This window comes from Cognatundibacterium rugosum (assembly GCF_014284365.1).
GTDB classification, from domain to species: Bacteria; Pseudomonadota; Gammaproteobacteria; order Burkholderiales; family Burkholderiaceae_D; genus Undibacterium; species Undibacterium rugosum.
The window spans coordinates 1-20,038 of record NZ_JACOGG010000032.1 but is presented as its reverse complement, the minus strand read 5'-3'; the positions used below and the strand labels follow the sequence as shown (position 1 = coordinate 20,038).

The window sequence follows — 20,038 nt, the reverse complement described above, 5'->3', positions numbered from 1 at the left end:
GCCAGATATCATCGTTTAATACGCGCCGAACCATTCCATCTCCCTTTTATCCAGGATGGAAGAATCCTGCAAATCAGCAAAAATGTCTACTTGCTGGCTGATTCTATGAAATGAGGACATGCCCTAGAAAGTCTATGGAACTTATGGACTGCACGTGGCTCTATGTTCTTCAATTTAAAATAAATATATTAAGGAGGAGAAGATGTCAGATTATCGTACAGTCGTATTCAGTGCCCTACTGGCCGGACTGGGCAGTAGCTTGAGCTTGCCGGTACAGGCAAGCCAGGCAACAAACCAGGACGTAAAACAGGCTGTAAAACAGCAAGTGCGGCCAGAAGCAGTGCAATTTTCAAAAATGCGTACGCAGTTTTTAAAGGAGTTCTGGAAACAGGACCCGGAAAGCGCGATGGCAGCCGGGCGTTTTGAGCTGGGAGCCAAACTAAGCTTGCCGGATGAGGCAGGCCGCAAGGCCTATCTGCAATTTTGCGAACGTTGGTTAAACAACTTGTCTGCCTTCGCGACAGATACGCTTTCCGCCAACGATCAGACGGATCTGGTGTTGATCCGCAATTATTTGGAGGCGAATCGTTGGTATCTGCAAACTTACCGCGAATTCGCCTGGAATCCGTCACAGCACAATGTAGCGGGTGGTTTTGATAATTTGCTCAACACCGATTTTGCGCCTAAAGAGCGCCGCCTGCGCCTGATCAGCGAACGTCTCAACGCGGTTCCTGCGTATTATCAGGCGGCACAACAAAGCATAGACCAGCCTACGTTGGAGCATACCCAACTGGCGATTGCGCAAATGGCAGGCACCCGCGCGGTGTTTGCCCAGATTCAGCAAGAGGCGCAGACTTCGTCCTTGAGTAAAGCGGAGAAATCAGAACTGCAGACCCGTTTACAGTCGGCTGGCAAAGCGCTGGATGGCTATGCCGATTTCTTGCAAACGCTGGTTGCGCATCCACCTGCGCAGGGCTGGCGTTCTTTCCGCATAGGGCAGGAATTATATGCCGCTAAGTTTAAGGCGGATATTCAGTCGCCGTTGAGTGCGCAGCAAATGTATCAAAAAGCCCTGGCAGCCAAAGCAGAATCACATCAGCGTATGGCGGAGCTGGCTGATCAGTTGTGGCCGCGCGTGATGGGAGAAGCGGCCCGTCCGGCTGACGCAACGCAGCGTATCAAGCTGGTTATTGATAAACTGTCCGAGCAACATGTGCAGCCGGATCAGTTGTTCGCTGAAATCCGTCGCCAGTTACCGCAACTGGAAGCCTGGATACAGCAGCATGATTTGCTCAGCCTTGATACCCGTAAGCCACTGGTGGTACGTGAAACGCCCGAGTATGAGCGTGGCGTGTCCGTTGCCTCAATAGAAGCTCCCGGCATATTCCGGCCACATGATAAGACCTATTACAACGTCACGCCGCTGACTGGCCAAAGCGCGGAACAAATAGAAAGCACGTTGCGTGAATACAATCACTGGGTGCTGCAGATTCTGAATATTCACGAAGCGATACCTGGTCATTACACCCAGCTGCAACATGCCAACCAGTCACCTTCCGTCATCAAAGCCTTATTCGGCAATGGCGCAATGATAGAAGGCTGGGCGGTCTACAGCGAGCGCATGATGCTGGAGTCCGGCTACGGTGGCAATACGCCTGAGATGTGGCTCATGTATTACAAATGGAATCTGCGTGCGATCTGTAACACTATTCTGGATTACCAGGTACATGTGATGGGCATGAGCGAGCAGGAAGCGAAGCATTTCCTGACTCAGGAAGCTTTTCAGACCCAGGCTGAAGCGGATGGCAAGTGGAAGCGTGTGCAATATACCTCGGTGCAACTGACCAGCTATTTCAGCGGTTATGCTGACATCATGGCTTTGCGCGAAGAGTTGAAACAGCAGCGTGGAACTCAGTTCAGGCTCAAGCCTTTCCATGAACAATTCCTGAGTTATGGCAGTGCGCCGGTGGGCATGATACGGCAACTGATGTTGAAGCCCTGAGCGGAGTTTAGTTCAGGCAATGCTGCTGCTGACTTTGCATGAGTGTTTCAATTTGCCTTGTCAGCAGCTGTAGTAACTCTGCAGATTGCTGCCTGAAATAGGCTTCATTGTTTTTTTCGTAGGCCCTCAGAAGCCGGGTACAGACCGGATCTTTCCAGCGCCACCCATGACTACGTCCGATCACAGATGGATGTTGCAAAAAACGCTGAGGAATCGGGTAATCGAGTGTATCGGCGCGGTCCCAAAGGTAGTTTTCCTCTGCAATATTGGCATCCGGAACTTTGAGCAATTGCGCGATTTGTCGGTCATAGCGGCTGGTGAAATCGATGTATTCGAGGTGCGTGGAGCCGTCTTCATGCTGCTGGCACTCTATCCAGCAATGGTAGCTTTGGATATCGGCCAGTTTTTTTGCATTTCTTCTCTCGCGCCGCGAGGGCGAGATTAATTCAAACTGATCATTGCCAAAGCCGACGATTTGCGAGCCGGCCACTGCAAAGTAAGGGCGCTTACTGAGGGTAGTCAGGAGGCGAGCGCCTAGTATCGCGTATTCAGCACACTTTAAGGCTGCGCCATACGTTTTGTGCTGATAGGTCTGGTGCATCAATGCAGAAACGGCTGCATCTATTTGATCCTTCATCCAAGGATCGAAAATCACGCTATCGTTAATATTATTCATTTGATATTTAAAATGCAGCGTACATCAGGTAAGTGAAGATAAGATGTTGTGTAACGCAATGTATCTTAATATATCTTAATATATCTACAGCGCGCTGTGTGATATTTTTAAGAATACGCGCCAAAGCGCAGGGACGGAGAAAATCATTGGAATTGTAAAGAATGAAATAATAAAAGTAAGGAGCTCGTTAACAGTTATATATCCAATGCGTGTCAGTCACAACTTATATATTTGAATCAGCAATAAATTTCTTAATGCAAACTTCTGCCCGTGATTTTTACGGAAATTGTGTTGAAAAATCGCTTATCCACGTTTTACACAGCATTTCCCCCTCCAAAAGCTCTTACATATCCATGTATCAGCTTTGATATTAACCTTGAGATAGAACACGAAAACTGAACACTTTTATTTCGTTAAATCTAAAAATGTCTCAAAAATAGCACAGTTTGTTTAGTTATTTGCATCTTTATTGATAGAAATTACAGCTGTGAAATTGCAGGTAATAAATTTGACATAAGTCAATGTTAATCTGTGAAACGTTTGCGCAAACGATTGCCAATTGAAATTGTCGACAATTTGGATGGGTGTCGTCGGTGCTGACATTCCTTAGTTATAAAAATAAATTTCTGCTGCAACAGACTGCAGATCACAAATAAAAGCTTAACCAACACCTGCGTGTATTGGGGAGATGGCGCTACCTGATTGCCAGGTGGCAGGGCGGCTTATTGCCCGAAATTTCCTGAGTGCCTGGTTTGTGTTTGCCAGTTTTGTGTGTGAACTGCTTAACAATCAACAGCTATCAGGGAGTATTTCATGCCGTCCATCGTTCAACCGTTGCGATTCAAGCATATCGCTACGCAAGTCAGCCTGGCCCTTATCCTGGGTGCAGGCATGGCAGTTACTGCTTCGGCCTCAGTTGCCGATCATCATGAGTTCGAAGCCACGCTGCACGTGCCTTATAAAGCCGATGCCAGCTTGCGGGCTGGTGCGGAAGCGCGTTATTTCACATTGGAATTTGACTATCCACATTTAAAAAAAGAGCAGGCTGTGAGCTGGCGCGTGGAGCTGCTGACACCTGATGGCCGCGTGCTGGATCGCTGGTATGGCATAGAAAAAATCTTCAATAAAGCGATCAGTAACAAAATTCTGTGGACGGGGAAAACCTCCAAAGGCGAAGTCATTCGCGATGGTTTGTACCAGGTAAAACTGACTGCAGTGGCTGCCGATGTCGTGGCAACAGCATCGTCTAATACAGCGGTCAATACGCTTGTTGAGCGTAACCTGCAAGTCAATAAGGCAGGACAGGAAGTGCAAAGCTGGCCTATGCAGGTTGGCAAAGTAGCGGTGCCGGCGATGCCAGGTTTTACTGCGTTGAACACGCGCAAAACCACAACGGCACCAAAGGCCGGTATCGCCAACAAAATGGCTGTCGCCAGCCTGACAGCCGCAGGTGGCTCACTGCCTTACACCATTTACTACGGCAATTTACACAGCCAGACCAATCACAGCGATGGTGGCGGTGATTTGAGTTCCTGTACCGGCGCACAGAATCCGCAGTCTGCCGCTTACGGTCCGACCGATGCGTATCAGTACGCACTGAATAAGGGGCTGGATTTCCTGATGACGTCTGAGCACAACCATATGTACGATGGTTCTGACAGTACCAATGCCTCAGCCAATCCGGCGACTGCGAAAAATCTTTACCAGTCCGGTTTGAGTGCAGCAGCGAGTTTCAATTCATCGCATAGTAACTTCCTGGCGATCTATGGCATGGAATGGGGTGTCATCACGAATGGCGGGCATCTGAATATTTTCAATGCCACAGAATTGCTGGGCTGGGAATACAACAGCAGTAATCAACTGATCGGTGATACCTTTGTCGCGAAAGGCGATTATGCGGGGTTGTACACACTGATGCGTCAGCGTGGCTGGATAGGTCAGTTTAATCATCCGTCCAGCAGTGGTCAGTTCGCTGCCAATGGTGTCGCGCTTGGTTATACCGCTGACGGTGATCAGGCTATGGTGTTATGTGAAGTCTTGAATACGTCCGCATTCTCCACCAACACCACAGAAACCGAGACTGGCCGCAGCACCTATGAAGGCGCATGTAATAAAGCTTTGGAAGCGGGTTTTCATATTGCCTTCAGCAGCGACCAGGATAATCACTGCGCTAACTGGGGTGCCTCCTACACCAACCGCACCGGTGTGTTGATACCGAATGGGATGCCGCTCACCAATGCGAATTTTATTGACGCATTGAAGGCACGCCGCGTGTTTGCGACCATGGATAAGAATTCGCAAATCATTCTGACCGCAAACAACCACATCATGGGCGAACGCTTCAGCAACAGCGGACCACTGACACTGACGACTAATTTTGCGTCCACCACGGGCCGTACTGTGTCCAGTGTCGTGATTTATGAAGGGGTGCCAGGTCGTAATGGTACGGTCAGCCAGTTGACCAGCGCTGCAACGGCGACTATTACGCCAGCCGTAGGCGAGCATTTCTATTACGCGAAAATCACTCAGGACGATGGCAATATCCTGTGGTCTGCACCAGTCTGGGTGACCCAAACCAGTGGCGGTAATACGGATACAACTGCACCAACAGTCAGTGCCTCAGAAAGCGGCAACAGCGGCAACATCAGCTTCTCCGCCAGCGCGAGTGATAACGTGGGCGTGACTAAAGTGGAGTTTTATGTCGATGGCGTGTTAAAAGGCAGCAGCACGACAGCGCCTTATAGTCTGAGCCTGAATTCGACCACGCTGACGAACGCCCCCCATACTCTGGTCGCTAAAGCATATGACGCAGCCAATAACATCGGTACGTCTTCCAGCGTAAACTTCACCGTAAATAATCCGGTTGCCGATACGACGCCACCAACCGTCACAGCATCGGAAACTGGTAGCAGCGGCAATATCACACTGTCCGCCAGTGCCAGTGATAATGTCGGTGTGACTAAAGTAGAATTCTATGTGGATAGCGCGTTAAAAGGCACAAGCACGACCGCACCTTACAGCCTGAGCCTGAATTCGACCACGCTGACGAACGCGACGCATACTCTGGTCGCTAAGGCGTATGACGCGGCCAATAACGTGGGCTCTTCGGCCAGCGTGAATTTTAGTGTGAATAATGCAGTCAGCACGCAGTTAATCGCTAATAGCAGTTTTGAAAGTGGTGCTGCGTCCTGGACGGCGACTTCAGGTGTGATTTCAAACAGCTCAGGTCAGGCGGCCCGTACCGGTAGTTACAAGGCGTGGCTGAATGGCTACGGCAGTACACACACTGACACGCTGTCTCAGCAAGTGACGATCCCGTCGACCGCGAATTCGGCCATGCTCAGTTTCTGGTTGAAAGTGGTGTCGGACGAGACAACGACGACGCAGGCTTATGACACACTCAAAGTACAGGTGCAAAACAGCAGCGGTACGGTATTGGCAACGCTGGCGACCTATTCGAATCTGGATAAGGGCAGTAGCTACCTGAATAAGACCTTCAACTTGTCGGCTTACAAAGGGCAGACTATCCGCATCGTATTCACAGGTGTGGAAGGCAGCGTGACAGCAACGGCGTTTCTGATTGATGATGTGACTTTGCTTGCCCAATAATCACAGCAGGCCTCTCAAAAAAAATCCCGCACAGCTTTGGGCTGTTGCGGGATTTTTTTTTGCTGCGCAGCTTCTTCGGATAAGGGTAAAACTTATTTACCAAATAAAGAGCCCAGACCTTGCAATACACTGGAAGCATCAATTTTCCCTGCTTCCGGGACTTCACCATTTGGTGTCAGGTGATCGATCAGGCCAGGCAGCATGTTGGCGAGCTGACCAGCGATGCCATCATGCGGGATACCGGCAGATTCAGCTAACTGTGCAAGCTGACCATTGCCTAATACCTGCTGGATTTGTTCGGCAGAAATCGGCAAATTCTGACCGGTACCGACCCAACTGGCGACAACATCGCCCAGGCCTGCCTGCTGAAACTGAGACAGCAGACCTTGCAGTCCTCCTGTTCCCCCTTGACCGCTTTGATTCAGCAAGCCGAGTGCCACCTGTATCAGCGCAGACTGACCGCCGCCTTCAGCAGAATTCGCGTTGCCTAACATGGATAATGCCGTATCGAATAAGCCCATTTTTCCCACCTGTGTTTGACTGAAGTTTGAGAGAGTAGTGTGCACCTGCGGTGCGCTTGAAACTCGCTGAGTGTAAATGGGAAATCCTGGATGCTTTGTTAAATTTGTATGAAATTGACTTTTTTCTACATTCCACCCCAGGCCGCATTCAATATAGCGATTGCCGCCAGGCCTGCTGTTTCCGTTCTCAGAATACGCGGCCCCATGGATAGCGACAGTACACCCTGGCGCGTTGCCAGCGCTTCTTCTTCGGCGCTTAATCCACCTTCCGGGCCGATCAGCAGACTGATAGGCTGCGGCGGGTGATGCCTGGCCCAGTCGGCCAGCGAGCTCTCAGCGCGTGGCGACAGCATGATGCGCTGATGCATATCAGTTTGGGTCAGCCACTGCGTGATGTCTTGCGGCTCATTTAATTGTGCAAGCCGGTTGCGGCCGCATTGTTCAGACGCAGCGATGATCACACCTTGCCAATGCTGCATTTTCTTTTCTGCGCGTTCAGTACTGAGTTTAACCACAGAGCGCCTGGCTGCCAGCGGCTGTATCGAGCTCACCCCTAGCTCTACCGCTTTTTCTATGATCCAGTCCATTTTGCTCCCCTCAGGCAAGGCCTGGGCCAGATTCAGTGCGTAGGGCAATTCGACTTCTTCCGGTAAGAATAATTTAACCTCGGCGCTGGCACGCTTTTTTTCTATCTGGGCCAGGGTCGCGATGTAGCTGCCACCTTCACCATTCATCAGTTCTATATTGTCGCCACTCTGCAAGCGTAACACAAACACATGGTGCGCAACATCCGTGGGCAGATCGATCATGGCGCCGATCGCAAGCGGCAGTGGGCAGTAAAAGCGTGGCATGGCAAGACAAGGCGCGAGGGCCGGTAAGCTGAAGTTAGGCGGGATTATAAGGCAGGGGATGCCTGGCGACATCCCCTTTAAAGGATTATTGACCGAGATGCTTGGCCAGGAACTGTTCCAGTTTTTCGTAGAACTCCTTCAGATTTTTCGTCGCATAAAAGCCATGACCTTCATTCTTAGCCAGCATCCATTCATATGGTTTATTTGCACTATTCAATGCATTGCGCATTGAATTCGCCTGTACGACGGGCGTAACTTTATCTTCGTCACCATGAGCAAGAAAAACTGGAACCTTTATTTCCTGGGCGAGATAGGCCGGAGAATTTTGTTTTAAATTATCGATATCCGTCCCTAAGAAACGCACGAATGCACTTTTCGTTGTTTTATTGGATGTCACAGATTCTTCATTAAAAATTAAAGGCAGGTCGTATACGCCAGCATAACCAACGGCACACTTAAACATATTTGGTTCGCGTATGGTTACCATCAAGGATGCATAGGCACCGAAGCTGGCACCGTAAGCACACACACGTGCTCCGTCGATGCCAGGCTGAGTTGCTGCCCATTTCACACCATCGATGAGGTCGTATTGAATCTGGTCTCCCCAGTGCTTGTAGCCCTTGATTTCGAAGGACTTGCCACGGCTGCCAGATCCACGGAAATTGACCTGAAGGACGGCATAACCCCGGTTAGCCAGAAATTGTGCTTCCGAATCAAAAAACCAAGTGTTATAAACGCCGTGTGGGCCACCGTGCGGTAGCAGGATCAGAGCTCTTTTCTCTCCGGCCTTAACTGGATGCATAGTTAAAAAACCATGTAAAGGCAATCCATCACGTGCTTTGAAGCTAACAGGCTGGCGGGAAGCCATCTTTTCCGGTTCCAGTTCTTCGGATGCGACAAATAATATGTTCGCCTTTTTGCTTGCTTTGTCGTACAGATAATATGTGCCCGGATCTTTGTCACTGCTCACTTTAAAGAGCAGGCGGCTGCGGTCTTCGGTGAAATCGAGAAAGGACACCATATCGTCGGGAAATTGCTTAGAGAGGTGCTGATGTAACTGAGCTTCTTCTGATCCGAAATCTACATAGATATGCTTAGGCCGACCAACAACGTTGCTATATGCAAATAGTTTTTGGGTCAAGGTATCGAATTCCAGATATCCGAGCTCACTTTGCGGATTTTCTGCAATGATTTGCCGCTCATCGCTTTGGGTATTTTGCAATACAATTTTAGGTGGCTCGCCATGTTCGGAAAAATTGGCGTAGAAAGCGGAATTATCCTGAAGGAATTGAAATGGACGGAAGCCCCAGCCCAGGCTGCCACTGTTTATTTCTTTCCACGAGTTGTCTTTGTCATCGTGTTTGTAGAGGATACCTACGTATTTTTCGTTGTTACCTGACGCATATCTTGGCTGGCCATATTTATCAAAGGTAAATTTCAGGCCAGGTACTGGAATATCCGCTACAGTCTTTCGGGCGGCGTTATTGGCGTTGATTTGCAATACTGTGCTGTGATTGTTGCTCCACTTATGCTCTTCCAGAAAAAACTGTCCGTTTGTATTTTTGGGAATAAAAGCAATGCTGCCAAATCCATGGTCATCATCGTACCTGTCGCCCTTAGAGGATTGTGCAAACATGTTGTAACCGTACAGGTAGTCCTGTTTTTTTCCATCCAAATTAAATGCCAGTATTTCTCCAGTCCACATAGGTGCTTCCTGCGAACCGCGTTCTGTCGCTTTCGCAACTAAAAGACGTTCGTTGTTGAGCCATCTGATATTACCAGGGACTTCAAACTTAGGTAATCTGATGATGCTCTTCATCTTAAAGCCAGGTAACTCAAATACCGCCATCGTTGGAATAAAACGCTCGCCGTCGGGCAGACTGACGATCATCGCAATATGCTTACCGTCTGGCGCCAGACGTGGGTGAGAGAATTGATTCGGTTTGATAAAGTAATCCAGAGGGATTTTTTCAACCGCTTGGGCAAATACTGAGAAATGGCAGCAAAGTACCATTGCAGTTGCAAGTTTGAACAGTTTCATAATGGCTTTAATAAAATACAACTCGAGATTAAGTCGGATCGCTGCGATGGATCTATGCTGCGTTTTATTGATTTTTTTTCCTGAGTTATCAAACTTAGGAAATAAACTTCAAAATAATACTTTTAATGCAATTGTTTTGCGAAATTATTTGCATTTTTCGAAGTGATACGTGTTGTAAATGGTGCGTATATTTCACTCATGTAAAAAATGCGGGAATCTGCCACCGATTGAGGGCGCTGGCAGATCGTCTCCAAGTGCTGAATTTTCTGCCCAAGCAACAGTTCAGCCTTCTTTGGTATCGCTCAGTAAGTCATACAAGCCGCATTTAATAGTCCCAGCGCGAAACTGGCAGCACCCAGGAAAATTCCGGATGCGGTTTTGTTTTGCGGGATGTCGGACACGATGTCCGGCAGCATGACGCGGGTAAGTAAAAACGCCAGTAATTGCACCACCAGTGCAATGGAGCCCCAGGTCAGCATATCGAATAAGCTGATGCTGTTGGCAATGGCGGAAGCCAGTGCTATCGCAAATCCCAGCATAGAGCCGGATAAGCTAATGGCTGCTGCGACGTTACCGGCGCGTATCAGTGTGATTTCCTTGTATGGGGTAATGCGTACATAAATCGCGATGAACAGCGCGAGTAGTAATACGGCGATCAGGAAGTGGCTGAAAAATGCGCTCAGGCCGCTGTTAAAAAAATGAGAACTCATACGCAGACTTTCTTATTCAAAATAATGGGGGATAAAACGGCTGGTATTCTTGGTAATCAGTGTCGCATCTTCACGTATGCCTATGCCTGCTGCCTGATCGCCGACTACCCATGAACCTATCGAGGTGTATGCCGGAGTGATGCCATCATCAAAAAACGGCTGCGGTGCAAGCGCTTGATACACATAGCCCTCAGCGCCATATTCACCATCGGTATGGATGACCTCGCTGCCACGATAAATCGAGATGTTTTCACCTTCGCGTGAATACAAGGGTTTTTTCACGTAATCGCCTTGTATGCGCCAGCGGTCGACGAAGGCGGGCAAGAGATTCGGATGGCCAGGAAATAATTCCCATAGCACTGGCAGGATCGCCTTGTTCGATAAAATCATTTTCCAGGCTGGTTCTATGATGCGCATGTGCGTTGATGGCTGTTCCAGATGCACAGCGAACGCTTCGCGGCTCAGCCATTCCCAGGGATAGAGTTTGAACAGATTATCGATGACCAGATCGACATCATCGACCAGGCGTGCACGTTGCGCATCCCAGCCTATTTGTTCCACACCAAGCTGGCGCGTAGTCAGTCCGGCCTGAATCGCGGTGTCCCGGAGATAAGACAGATTGCCTTCATCTTCTTCGTTCTGCATGATGCAGGCAAAATGCAGCATGCCCTTATGCGGGAAGCTTTGCCATTGTGCGATCAGTTTTTCATGGATGGAGTTGAACTGGTCCGCATCCGGAAATACATCCTGCAGCCAATACCATTGCGCTACGCTGGATTCGACCAGGCCGGTCGGTGTGTCAGCATTGTATTCCAGCATTTTGGGTGCACCCTGACCATTCCAGCTCAGGTCAAAACGGCCATACAGCGAGAACTCGCGCTCACGCCAGCTTTGCTCCACCCGTTGCCAGAAATTGGGCGGAATGCTGAAGCGTTCCTGCATGCCGTGCCGCAGTACATGATCGACAGCTTGCAGGCACATCTGGTGCAGGTCCTCGGTCGCTTGTTCTAATACGTCAATCTGCTGTTCGGTAAAGCGGTAGGCATAACGCTCATCCCAGTACAGGCCGTCAATAGAGTGGTAGCTGAAGCCCAGTTGTTCGAATTGTTGTTGCCAGCCGCTGCGCGGCTGTAAGCTGATGCGTTCCATTAACCACCTCCTGAATGACCATGGGCCGAGCCGCCAAAACCGCCACGGCTGACCGCACCGCGTCCACCCGAGCTACGGCTCACACTATGGCCACTCGCATGATCGGACTGGGAGTTGCGCAAGCCCATACTTTGACGGCTGGCTTCGCGTTCCCCGGCAATATAGCTGGGGCCCAGAAAATGACCGCCTCCACCGTAGTAGCCGTGCGAGCCTGAGCTGGTATAGCCACTGGTATAACTGCTGGTGCCTGAGGTGTTGGACGTAGTGGCGCTGGACGCTGGCGCCAGTGCCGCTTCCTGCAAATTGCTGCCTGGCTGCAGTTCACAGGCCGGGCCATCGCCCCAGTCTTTACGACAATCTTCGATGTTTTGATATTCATCCCGGATCTGGGTCAGTTCCTGCACCGGCTGCTCGCTGCAGGCAACCAGGCTGGCGCTGCCAGCCAGCAGCAAAGGCAAGGCCTTGGTGGCACGTCGCCTGCTGGACTGAGCGTCCTTACACGCATGCTTTTTCACGATCATTCCTATATGTTGGGTCTGGCATCAGGTCACGCAGGTAATTGGGTATCGCAAACTGCGCCTGATGGGTTTGTTCATTGTAATAATGGCAGTTTTGTAAACCACGGTGTTCGATACGTTGCTTTACCGTTGATCCTGTCAGCGCGAGTGGATCAGCGGCCATACTGGCGACCGCCATGCCCCATTCTGCACCGTATAAAGGGATGAATACAGAGTAGGGCCGCACCAGCGGGAAGGCCGCTGCCAATTTTTTCAGGGTGTCGCGATAGCGTTGCGGATGGTAAAAAGGGCTGCCCAAATGCATCACCAGCATGCCCTGCGTTGTGAGTCTGGCGCAACATTGGTGGAAAAAATCCTCCGTCATGCAAGTCGCCGCCAGACTGCTGCCATCCGGACTCAGCGGATCGGTCAGATCCAGCAAGATCAGATCAAATTGTTCTTCCGAGTTTTGCACATAGGCGAAACCATCTGCATACACATGTTCTACTTTGGCGTTGTCCAGCGCACCCTGATGGATGGCGGTCAGATATTGACGGGCGATGCTGACTACTTCCTCATCGATTTCACACAATACGATGCGTTCTATACTCGGATGTTGGAGTAACTGGCGGCTGGAGCCACCATCGCCGCCACCGATAATCAGTGCGGTTTTTGGTTCCGGATGGGTGATGGCGGCCGGATGCACCAGATTTTCATGGTAAAAGAATTCATCTTTTTCTGAGGTCATCATGGCCTGATCGATACGCATGATGCGGCCAAAATCGTGAGTGTCAGCAATTTCTATCTGCTGAAACTGGCTTTGCGTTTGCATGATGCGCTGTTGTAACTGCGTCCGGTAATGGGTGGCTGTGCTCAATGCTTCTGTCACCAGGTCGGGCTGAATGCGGCCGCGTTGCAACTCCTGGCGTGTGCAGCGAACCGGGTTAAAGCGCCGTATCAGCAATTCCAGCAACTGATGCGCCTTGAGGCTGTTGTCTTGCATGAAATTACAGACATACACATCGAGTGTGACCGCCTTCAGCTCTGGCCAGGTATGCAGCGCCACATGGGATTCTGCCAACAGCGCCGTGCCGGTGACGCCCGCCGGGCTGTGGTCGGGATTGCTAAACGAGACATATTTTTCGCCGACCAGTGCCAGACCAGTATCTTTTACACAAGATGCAATAAAGGCGGACAACAGGTCAGCCTCCAGGAAAAGCGACATTTCTGCCGTACAGTCAAAACAATCTGCGGTTAAATGCAAGCCATCCATGGTGATTAGGTCTGATCAAAAGCCGCAATTGTATTCTGAGCGTCTGGCTCTGGTAAAATATCGGGCTTTCAATGTGCAATCATCGTTATCACTGACAGACAGCATGCATCTTAGCTGTTGTCGCTCTACGGAAACGTCGCTTAGGTTTGACGTGATTTGCTTCATTTACCAGTTTCTTCAAAACATCATCTATTGCCATGATCTCAACTCTCCAGCCAGCAACACTTACCACTATGGCAAACGCCGTGCGCGTTTTGTCTATGGATGCCGTTCAAAAAGCCAATTCCGGTCACCCGGGTGCGCCTATGGGCATGGCAGACATCGCTGTGGCATTGTGGAAAGGCCATTATCGTCATAACCCAGCGCATCCTCAGTGGATTAACCGCGACCGTTTTGTTCTGTCGAATGGCCATGGCTCTATGCTGCATTACTCGTTGCTGCATCTGACTGGCTATGATCTGTCGATGGATGAAGTCCGCAATTTCCGTCAACTGCATTCCAAAACTGCAGGACATCCGGAAGTGCACATCACTCCGGGCGTAGAAACCACCACCGGTCCTCTGGGGCAGGGCATCACCAATGCGGTGGGTATGGCGCTGGCAGAAAAACTGCTGGCAGCAGAATTCAATCAGGATGGTTTGCCGGTAATCGATCACCACACCTATGTGTTCATGGGTGACGGCTGCCTGATGGAAGGCATTTCCCACGAAGCCTGCTCGCTGGCTGGCACGCTGCAATTGAATAAACTGATCGCCTTCTGGGACGACAATGGCATCTCGATTGATGGTCATGTCGAAGGCTGGTTCACTGACGACACCCCTAAACGCTTCGAAGCCTACGGCTGGAATGTGATCCGCGCTGTTGACGGTCACGATGCGAAGGCCGTCGACGCAGCGATCACTGCGGCAAAAACCTCTGACAAGCCGACCCTGATCTGCTGCAAAACCGTGATCGGTAAAGGCTCTCCTAACATGGAAGGCACCCACAACGTACACGGTGCGGCACTGGGTGACAAAGAAGTGGCTGCAGTCCGTGCACATCTGGGCTGGAACTACGCGCCATTTGACATCCCGGCTGAAGTCTACAGCGACTGGGATGCGAAAGCCGAAGGCGCAGCCAATGAAGCCGCCTGGAATAACCTGTTTGCGACTTACAGCGCCCAGTTCCCGCAAAAAGCGGCTGAACTGACACGCCGTATGAAAGGTGACTTGCCAGCGAATTTTGATGAAGTCGTCGCGAATGCGATCGCTGCCTGCGTAGAGAAAAAAGAAAACATCGCAACCCGTAAAGCCAGCCAGAATGCAATTCAGGCCTTTGCGCCATCGCTGCCTGAATTCCTCGGCGGTTCTGCCGATCTGACCGGTTCTAACCTGACTAACTGGAAAGAATGCGTCGCGGTACGTGGCAATCAGGCCGGTAACCACATCAATTACGGTGTGCGTGAATTCGGTATGAGCGCGATCATGAACGGTATCGCTTTGCATGGCGGCTACATTCCTTTCGGCGCGACTTTCCTGACTTTCTCTGACTACAGCCGCAATGCCATTCGCATGGCAGCGCTGATGAAAATCCGCAGCCTGTTTGTCTTCACGCATGACTCTATCGGTCTGGGTGAAGATGGTCCTACCCATCAGTCAGTAGAACACGTTTCCAGCATGCGCCTGATCCCGAATCTGGATAACTGGCGTCCATGCGACACCGTGGAATCGGCAGCGGCCTGGGCCCATGCAGTGAAACGCAATGATGGCCCGTCCACGCTGATCTTCTCACGTCAAAATCTGCCTTACCAGGAACGTAGCGCGCAACAGATCGCTGATATCCAGCGCGGTGGCTACGTATTGCAGGATGCCGCAGAGGCGAAAGCCGTGCTGATCGCTACCGGTTCCGAAATCGAACTGGCTGTGAAATCCGCCGCCGCATTGGCAGAGCAGGGCATCGCAGTACGCGTGGTCTCCATGCCGTCTACCGATGTATTTGACCGTCAGGATGCGGCTTACAAGGCTGCAGTACTGGGCAAAGGTTTGCCACGCATCGCGATCGAAGCCGGTGTCACCAGCTTCTGGTACAAGTATGTGGGTCTGGAAGGCGCAGTCGTCGGTATCGACACCTTCGGTGAATCTGCACCGGCTGGCGTTTTGTTTAAACATTTCGGCTTCACCGTAGACAACGTCGTCGCTCAGGTTAAAGCAACGCTGGCATGATGGAAGTCAGAGACACTATGTCGGAAATGATGAGCAGTATCAAGGAAGTCAGCCTGCGTCGTGCTACAGTCGGCGACGCAGAAGCCATCGCAGCAGTCCGGGTGGAAAGCTGGCAGACCACCTACCGTGGCATGATTCCGGATTCCTATCTGGATGAAATGCGCATCGAGGACAGCTTCCTGCACTGGAAAACAGTGTTGGAAGCCTTGCCAACGGCAGGTGACCGCGCCTGTGTCTATGTCGCGGAAAGTGAAGGCCATATTATCGGTTTCGCTTCCGGTATGTTGCTTGAGCGCGCCAAACATGGCTTTAGTGCTGAACTGAGCGCCGTGTATCTGCGTCCGGCCTGGCAGCGTTCCGGTATCGGTCGCCGTATGGTGCAGAAGGTAGCACGCACTTTGCAGGCGCAAGGTGCGCAGAATCTGTTAGTGTGGCTGATCTCCGGGAATAATGTGGCGCGCAATTTTTACGAAGAGTTGGGTGCGGAATTTATTCTGGAGCAGGAATTTAGCTGGGATGGCGTGGATCTGAAAGAAAGCGGCTATGGCTGGCGCGATCTGTCCGTGTTGCTGGCCTCTGTGCAGGCAATGCCAACGTCTGCAGCAATTCATTAACAGGATGATGTATGCGGTCCCGGCATGACCGGGACGCAGTGGTACCAGACTTGTAGCAGAACTTGTAGCGGAATCTGCAGCAGCAAATTCTGCAGAGCCTGCAGCCGCATCAGCCCAGACGATTTTTGTTGTTTATTGATAGTTGTAAATAGTCCTTTGGAGATAAAACCATGACGATTCGCGTCGCAATTAACGGCTACGGCCGTATCGGCCGTAACATCCTTCGCGCTCACTACGAAGGTGGTAAATTCAAGAATGAGATCCAGATCGTAGCGATCAACGACCTCGGCAATGCAGAGTCCAACGCGCACCTGACACGCTATGACACAGCCCACGGCAAGTTCCCTGGCACCGTCAGCGTTGAAGGCGATACCATGATCGTCAACGGCGATAAAATCAAAGTATTCGCAGAACGCAATCCAGCCAACATCCCTTGGGGTGAACTGAATGTCGACGTCGTGCTGGAATGCACAGGCTTCTTCACCACCAAAGAAAAAGCATCTGCCCATCTGGCTGGCGGCGCGAAAAAAGTCATCATCTCCGCTCCAGGCGGTAAAGATGTTGACGCGACAGTTGTGTACGGCGTCAACCACGGCGTTTTGAAAGCAACTGACACTGTGATCTCTAACGCATCCTGCACTACTAACTGCCTGGCTCCGCTGGCAAAACCGCTGCACGACGCAATCGGCATCGAAAGTGGTTTGATGACGACTATCCATGCTTACACCAATGATCAGGTATTGACAGACGTGATGCACGAAGACCTGCGTCGCGCCCGTTCTGCAACCATGAGCATGATCCCGACCAAAACCGGTGCAGCTGCAGCGGTTGGCCTGGTTCTGCCAGAACTGAACGGCAAACTGGATGGCTACGCAATGCGCGTTCCAACCATCAACGTTTCCGTGGTTGATCTGACTTTCATCGCTTCCCGCGACACCACTGTTGAAGAAATCAACAAAGTGTTGAAAGACGCGTCCGAAGGCGCCCTGAAAGGCATCCTGGACTACAACAAAGCACCCCTGGTGTCTGTTGACTTCAACCACAACCCAGCTTCTTCCACCTACGACGAAACACTGACTAAAGTGAATGGCCGTCTGGTGAAAGTATCCAGCTGGTACGACAACGAATGGGGTTTCTCCAACCGTATGCTCGACACTACAGTGGCATTGATGAACGCAAAATAATTCTGCGTTTCAGAGGAATAAAAAAATACCCCGAACTTTCGGGGTATTTTTTTGTCTGTATGCAGCAGGGGCCGGTTTGTGTCCGCATCGTAATACACAGACTGGCCGCTGCCTCATTTACTACTGTACGCAGGAGTCTACTTATGCTGAAACTCAAAAAACTGGTTGCCGATAACAAGGGCTTTATCGCCTTCATGCTGGGCATGGTGCTGGTGCGCAGCGCGCTGGCTGACTATTATCTGGTGCCGTCCAGCTCGATGTATCCGACCTTGCTTGAGGGCGACCGCGTGATTTGCGACCGCACCGCCTATGATTTGAAACTGCCTTTCACCGATGTCATCCTGAAACCCCTGGCTGATCCGCAGCGTGGTGATATCGTGACCTTTTCCTCGCCCGAAGACGGCACCCGCCTGGTCAAGCGCCTGGTCGCTATTCCGGGCGATGTGGTGGAAATGCGCGATGAGCGCCTGTTCATCAACGGCCAGTCTGCCAGCTATGAAGCACAGTCTGTCGCCAGCCCCGATCACCTCACGCCTAAGCGCGAATATGCAGGCGAACAGCAAGTCTTCCGCGAACAGCTGAGCAGCCTGAATCACGCCATCATCGTCATGCCTGAGCGTCCCGCCATGCGCAGCTTTGGCCCGGTCACCGTACCGCAGGGACAGTATCTGATGTTGGGCGATAATCGCGATAACAGCCGCGATTCACGCTATATTGGTCTGGTAAAACGCGAACTGATCACCGGCCAGGTCAAGCGCCTGATGTTCTCCCTGAATGGCGATCACTATTATTTGCCGCGACTGGAACGCTTCGGCGCAGCGCTGTAAAGCTGACGGCGCACCACTGCGCTGTCAGCCCTGAAAGGAAACTGTATGAAAATCCCCTTGCTCTTCACTGTAATCGCAGTGTTCGCATTGCCAGCACTGAGTCTGCCCAGTTCCGCACAGGCACAGCAGCAGACTGGGCAATGTAGCTATGTGATGGGCACGCCGGAGGCAGGCGCCAACTGGCAGCTCAGTCAGGGCAGGGCGCTGATACAACGCGATGGCAGCCGCATCACCGCCAGCTTGCTGACCGGCGCAGAAGACAACGCAGCCCCCGCCAACTACTTCATCGGTACGGTCTCGTCCAGTCATGTGCAAGGCGTGTTGAAAGATGCGCAGCAAAGCCTGATCGCGACTGCCTTAATCGGCAAATACCGGCGCCAGGCTACGCGCGGCACAGCAGTGACAGCCGCACAAAATGAGCTGCAAAATGAAGTGAACAATGAGGTGCAGGAATCACTGACCGCCAGCAACGGTCAGTCCTTCTTCAGCCTCGCTTGCGCCGGACCACAAGGCCAGCTCAGCCAGTTCCGTTAAGCCGCAGCAGCCTGCTCTGGTCCTCATCGACCAGTACAGTCAACATCAAAAAACATCAACAGGACTAACACCATGTGGCAACAGATACTGCACTTTTGGTTTGAACAATTACAGCCTGCCGACTGGTGGAAAGTCGATGCCGCACTGGATCAGCGCATCGCGCAGGAATTTGGCGCAGTATGGCAAGCCGCCAGCCGCGCAGAATATGCGTCCTGGCGTGAACATGCACCGGGCCGGCTGGCAGAAATCATCGTACTCGATCAGTTTTCCAGAAACATCCATCGCGGCACCCCGCTGGCCTTTAGTCAGGATGGTATGGCACTGGTGCTGGCGCAGGAAATGCAGCGCAACGGCATGACACAGGAACTCAGCCCGGTGCAACGCAGCTTCGCCTACCTGCCTTACATGCACAGCGAATCCGCGCTCGTGCATCAGGACGCCGAAGTCCTGTACCGCGAACTGGGGCTGGCGAACAATTACCAATTCGAACTACGCCACAAAGCCATCATCGACCAGTTCGGCCGCTACCCCCACCGCAACGCTATCCTGGGCCGCACATCCACCGAAGCAGAACTCAGCTTCCTGCAGCAACCGGGGTCGTCGTTTTGAGTTGTGCGGGTTGGGTTGCCTGCATCGTTAAGGAGCGAAGCGGAGTAGGGGTTTGAGTGAGGTACTAAGCGCATGCTTGCGGTGTTGTCGCAACAAGGGTTTTTCCGGGACTTAGGTTTTTCGGATGGGACTTTTTTATGGGGGTGCTAACGTGCTTGCACAGCGGCTTGCGGAAGCGGACATTTCCCCCTGCAGTGTGTCCGTCAGAAATGAGATTTGAAAATAGACATCACTCTTTCTTCATTGGGAGTACAGTGCCATCTTCAAAAGTCTGCAGGTCGTGTCTTGCGACAGACACCAGCTTTTCAATTTCGATGAACGGAATATTCTCAGTAAATGCTGAGAAAACCAACTCGTGCGTCGAGTCGTTGCGGAAGACTTCGGCCACGACGGTGTTTGACTCATCGATCAGCTCCAGCCCCATCCCGTCTCGAATAACATCGGACGCAAATTGCATTCGGTAGATCATATCGCGGCAGATTTCTAACGTTGTAGGTAAAGGGCCGCCCGCTTGCGGGCGGTCCAGTGACCGAAGGGAACGGCTTTGACCGTAATGTTAGCCACCAATGCCTCCTTCTCTGGGATAGTGGACAAACAACCTGGCACTACCTTCAGGTAAGCGCCTCACCAGAACCGTCTGGACGTCAGCATTAAAAATCTTCAAAGTAGTTCCCGTTAAATATTAGCGGGAGCTACTTTGGAACTACTAACTACACCGGTGCGCAGGAAGCGACGCCCCA

17 protein-coding genes are annotated in these 20,038 nt (G+C 51.5%); 8 read left to right on the top strand and 9 right to left on the bottom strand.

Annotated elements, in window-relative coordinates; translation table 11 throughout:
• Positions 1-202 precede the first annotated feature (202 nt).
• Complete coding sequence (locus tag H8K47_RS17365; protein ID WP_186882640.1) at positions 203-2,002, top strand: DUF885 domain-containing protein; 1,800 nt, start codon at positions 203-205, stop codon at positions 2,000-2,002.
• Between the two features lie 7 nt (positions 2,003-2,009).
• On the opposite strand, the gene H8K47_RS17360 is transcribed toward H8K47_RS17365, so the two are convergent.
• The gene (locus H8K47_RS17360; protein WP_186882639.1) at positions 2,010-2,678 is read right to left on the bottom strand and encodes a hypothetical protein; all 669 of its coding nucleotides are present in this window, start codon (positions 2,676-2,678) and stop codon (positions 2,010-2,012) included.
• A gap of 813 nt (positions 2,679-3,491) precedes the next feature.
• Here H8K47_RS17360 and H8K47_RS17355 point away from each other — a divergent pair.
• A complete protein-coding gene (locus H8K47_RS17355; protein WP_186882638.1) occupies positions 3,492-6,287 on the top strand; it encodes an Ig-like domain-containing protein in 2,796 nt (931 codons plus the stop codon).
• 92 nt (positions 6,288-6,379) lie between these two features.
• Here the strand turns inward: H8K47_RS17355 and H8K47_RS17350 are convergent, their stop codons facing one another.
• The 7 genes from H8K47_RS17350 to speE all read right to left on the bottom strand — a co-directional run bounded on the left by H8K47_RS17350 (position 6,380) and on the right by speE (position 13,329).
• Entirely contained in the window at positions 6,380-6,808 is a 429-nt protein-coding gene (locus tag H8K47_RS17350; protein WP_186882637.1) for a YidB family protein, read from the bottom strand.
• A 125-nt stretch (positions 6,809-6,933) separates the two neighbouring features.
• Positions 6,934-7,659, bottom strand: a complete 726-nt coding sequence (locus tag H8K47_RS17345; protein WP_186882636.1) for a 16S rRNA (uracil(1498)-N(3))-methyltransferase — start codon at positions 7,657-7,659, stop codon at positions 6,934-6,936.
• 85 nt (positions 7,660-7,744) lie between these two features.
• Positions 7,745-9,700, bottom strand: a complete 1,956-nt coding sequence (locus H8K47_RS17340) for an alpha/beta hydrolase family protein (protein ID WP_186882635.1) — start codon at positions 9,698-9,700, stop codon at positions 7,745-7,747.
• A 302-nt stretch (positions 9,701-10,002) separates the two neighbouring features.
• Positions 10,003-10,410, bottom strand: a complete 408-nt coding sequence (locus H8K47_RS17335) for a DUF350 domain-containing protein (RefSeq protein ID WP_162021145.1) — start codon at positions 10,408-10,410, stop codon at positions 10,003-10,005.
• 12 nt (positions 10,411-10,422) lie between these two features.
• On the bottom strand, positions 10,423-11,559 hold the full coding sequence (locus H8K47_RS17330) for a glutathionylspermidine synthase family protein (protein WP_186882634.1): 1,137 nt from the start codon (positions 11,557-11,559) through the stop codon (positions 10,423-10,425).
• On the bottom strand, positions 11,559-12,074 hold the full coding sequence (locus tag H8K47_RS17325; protein WP_186882633.1) for a hypothetical protein: 516 nt from the start codon (positions 12,072-12,074) through the stop codon (positions 11,559-11,561). The genes H8K47_RS17330 and H8K47_RS17325 overlap by 1 nt, the downstream gene beginning before the upstream one ends.
• Entirely contained in the window at positions 12,055-13,329 is a 1,275-nt protein-coding gene (speE, locus tag H8K47_RS17320) for a polyamine aminopropyltransferase (protein ID WP_222612830.1), read from the bottom strand. The genes H8K47_RS17325 and speE overlap by 20 nt, the downstream gene beginning before the upstream one ends.
• A 197-nt stretch (positions 13,330-13,526) precedes the next feature.
• Here speE and tkt point away from each other — a divergent pair, with 197 nt between their 5' ends.
• The 6 genes from tkt to H8K47_RS17290 all read left to right on the top strand — a co-directional run bounded on the left by tkt (position 13,527) and on the right by H8K47_RS17290 (position 19,298).
• Positions 13,527-15,530, top strand: coding sequence for a transketolase (tkt, locus tag H8K47_RS17315; RefSeq protein WP_186882631.1), 2,004 nt, complete (start codon positions 13,527-13,529; stop codon positions 15,528-15,530).
• Entirely contained in the window at positions 15,527-16,144 is a 618-nt protein-coding gene (locus H8K47_RS17310) for a GNAT family N-acetyltransferase (RefSeq protein WP_230410242.1), read from the top strand. Before tkt ends, H8K47_RS17310 begins: the two co-directional genes overlap by 4 nt.
• A 170-nt stretch (positions 16,145-16,314) precedes the next feature.
• Positions 16,315-17,328: a type I glyceraldehyde-3-phosphate dehydrogenase gene (gene gap / locus H8K47_RS17305; protein WP_162021140.1), complete on the top strand. Its 1,014-nt coding sequence runs from the start codon at positions 16,315-16,317 to the stop codon at positions 17,326-17,328.
• A gap of 143 nt (positions 17,329-17,471) precedes the next feature.
• Positions 17,472-18,155: a signal peptidase I gene (lepB, locus tag H8K47_RS17300; RefSeq protein WP_186882630.1), complete on the top strand. Its 684-nt coding sequence runs from the start codon at positions 17,472-17,474 to the stop codon at positions 18,153-18,155.
• Between the two features lie 45 nt (positions 18,156-18,200).
• Positions 18,201-18,689: a hypothetical protein gene (locus H8K47_RS17295; protein ID WP_186882629.1), complete on the top strand. Its 489-nt coding sequence runs from the start codon at positions 18,201-18,203 to the stop codon at positions 18,687-18,689.
• Between the two features lie 72 nt (positions 18,690-18,761).
• Positions 18,762-19,298 (top strand): DUF924 family protein, encoded by a 537-nt coding sequence (locus H8K47_RS17290; protein WP_186882628.1) that lies wholly within the window; start codon positions 18,762-18,764, stop codon positions 19,296-19,298.
• Between the two features lie 229 nt (positions 19,299-19,527).
• On the opposite strand, the gene H8K47_RS17285 is transcribed toward H8K47_RS17290, so the two are convergent.
• Positions 19,528-19,755: a hypothetical protein gene (locus H8K47_RS17285; RefSeq protein ID WP_230410241.1), complete on the bottom strand. Its 228-nt coding sequence runs from the start codon at positions 19,753-19,755 to the stop codon at positions 19,528-19,530.
• Between the last annotated feature and the right edge of the window lie 283 nt (positions 19,756-20,038).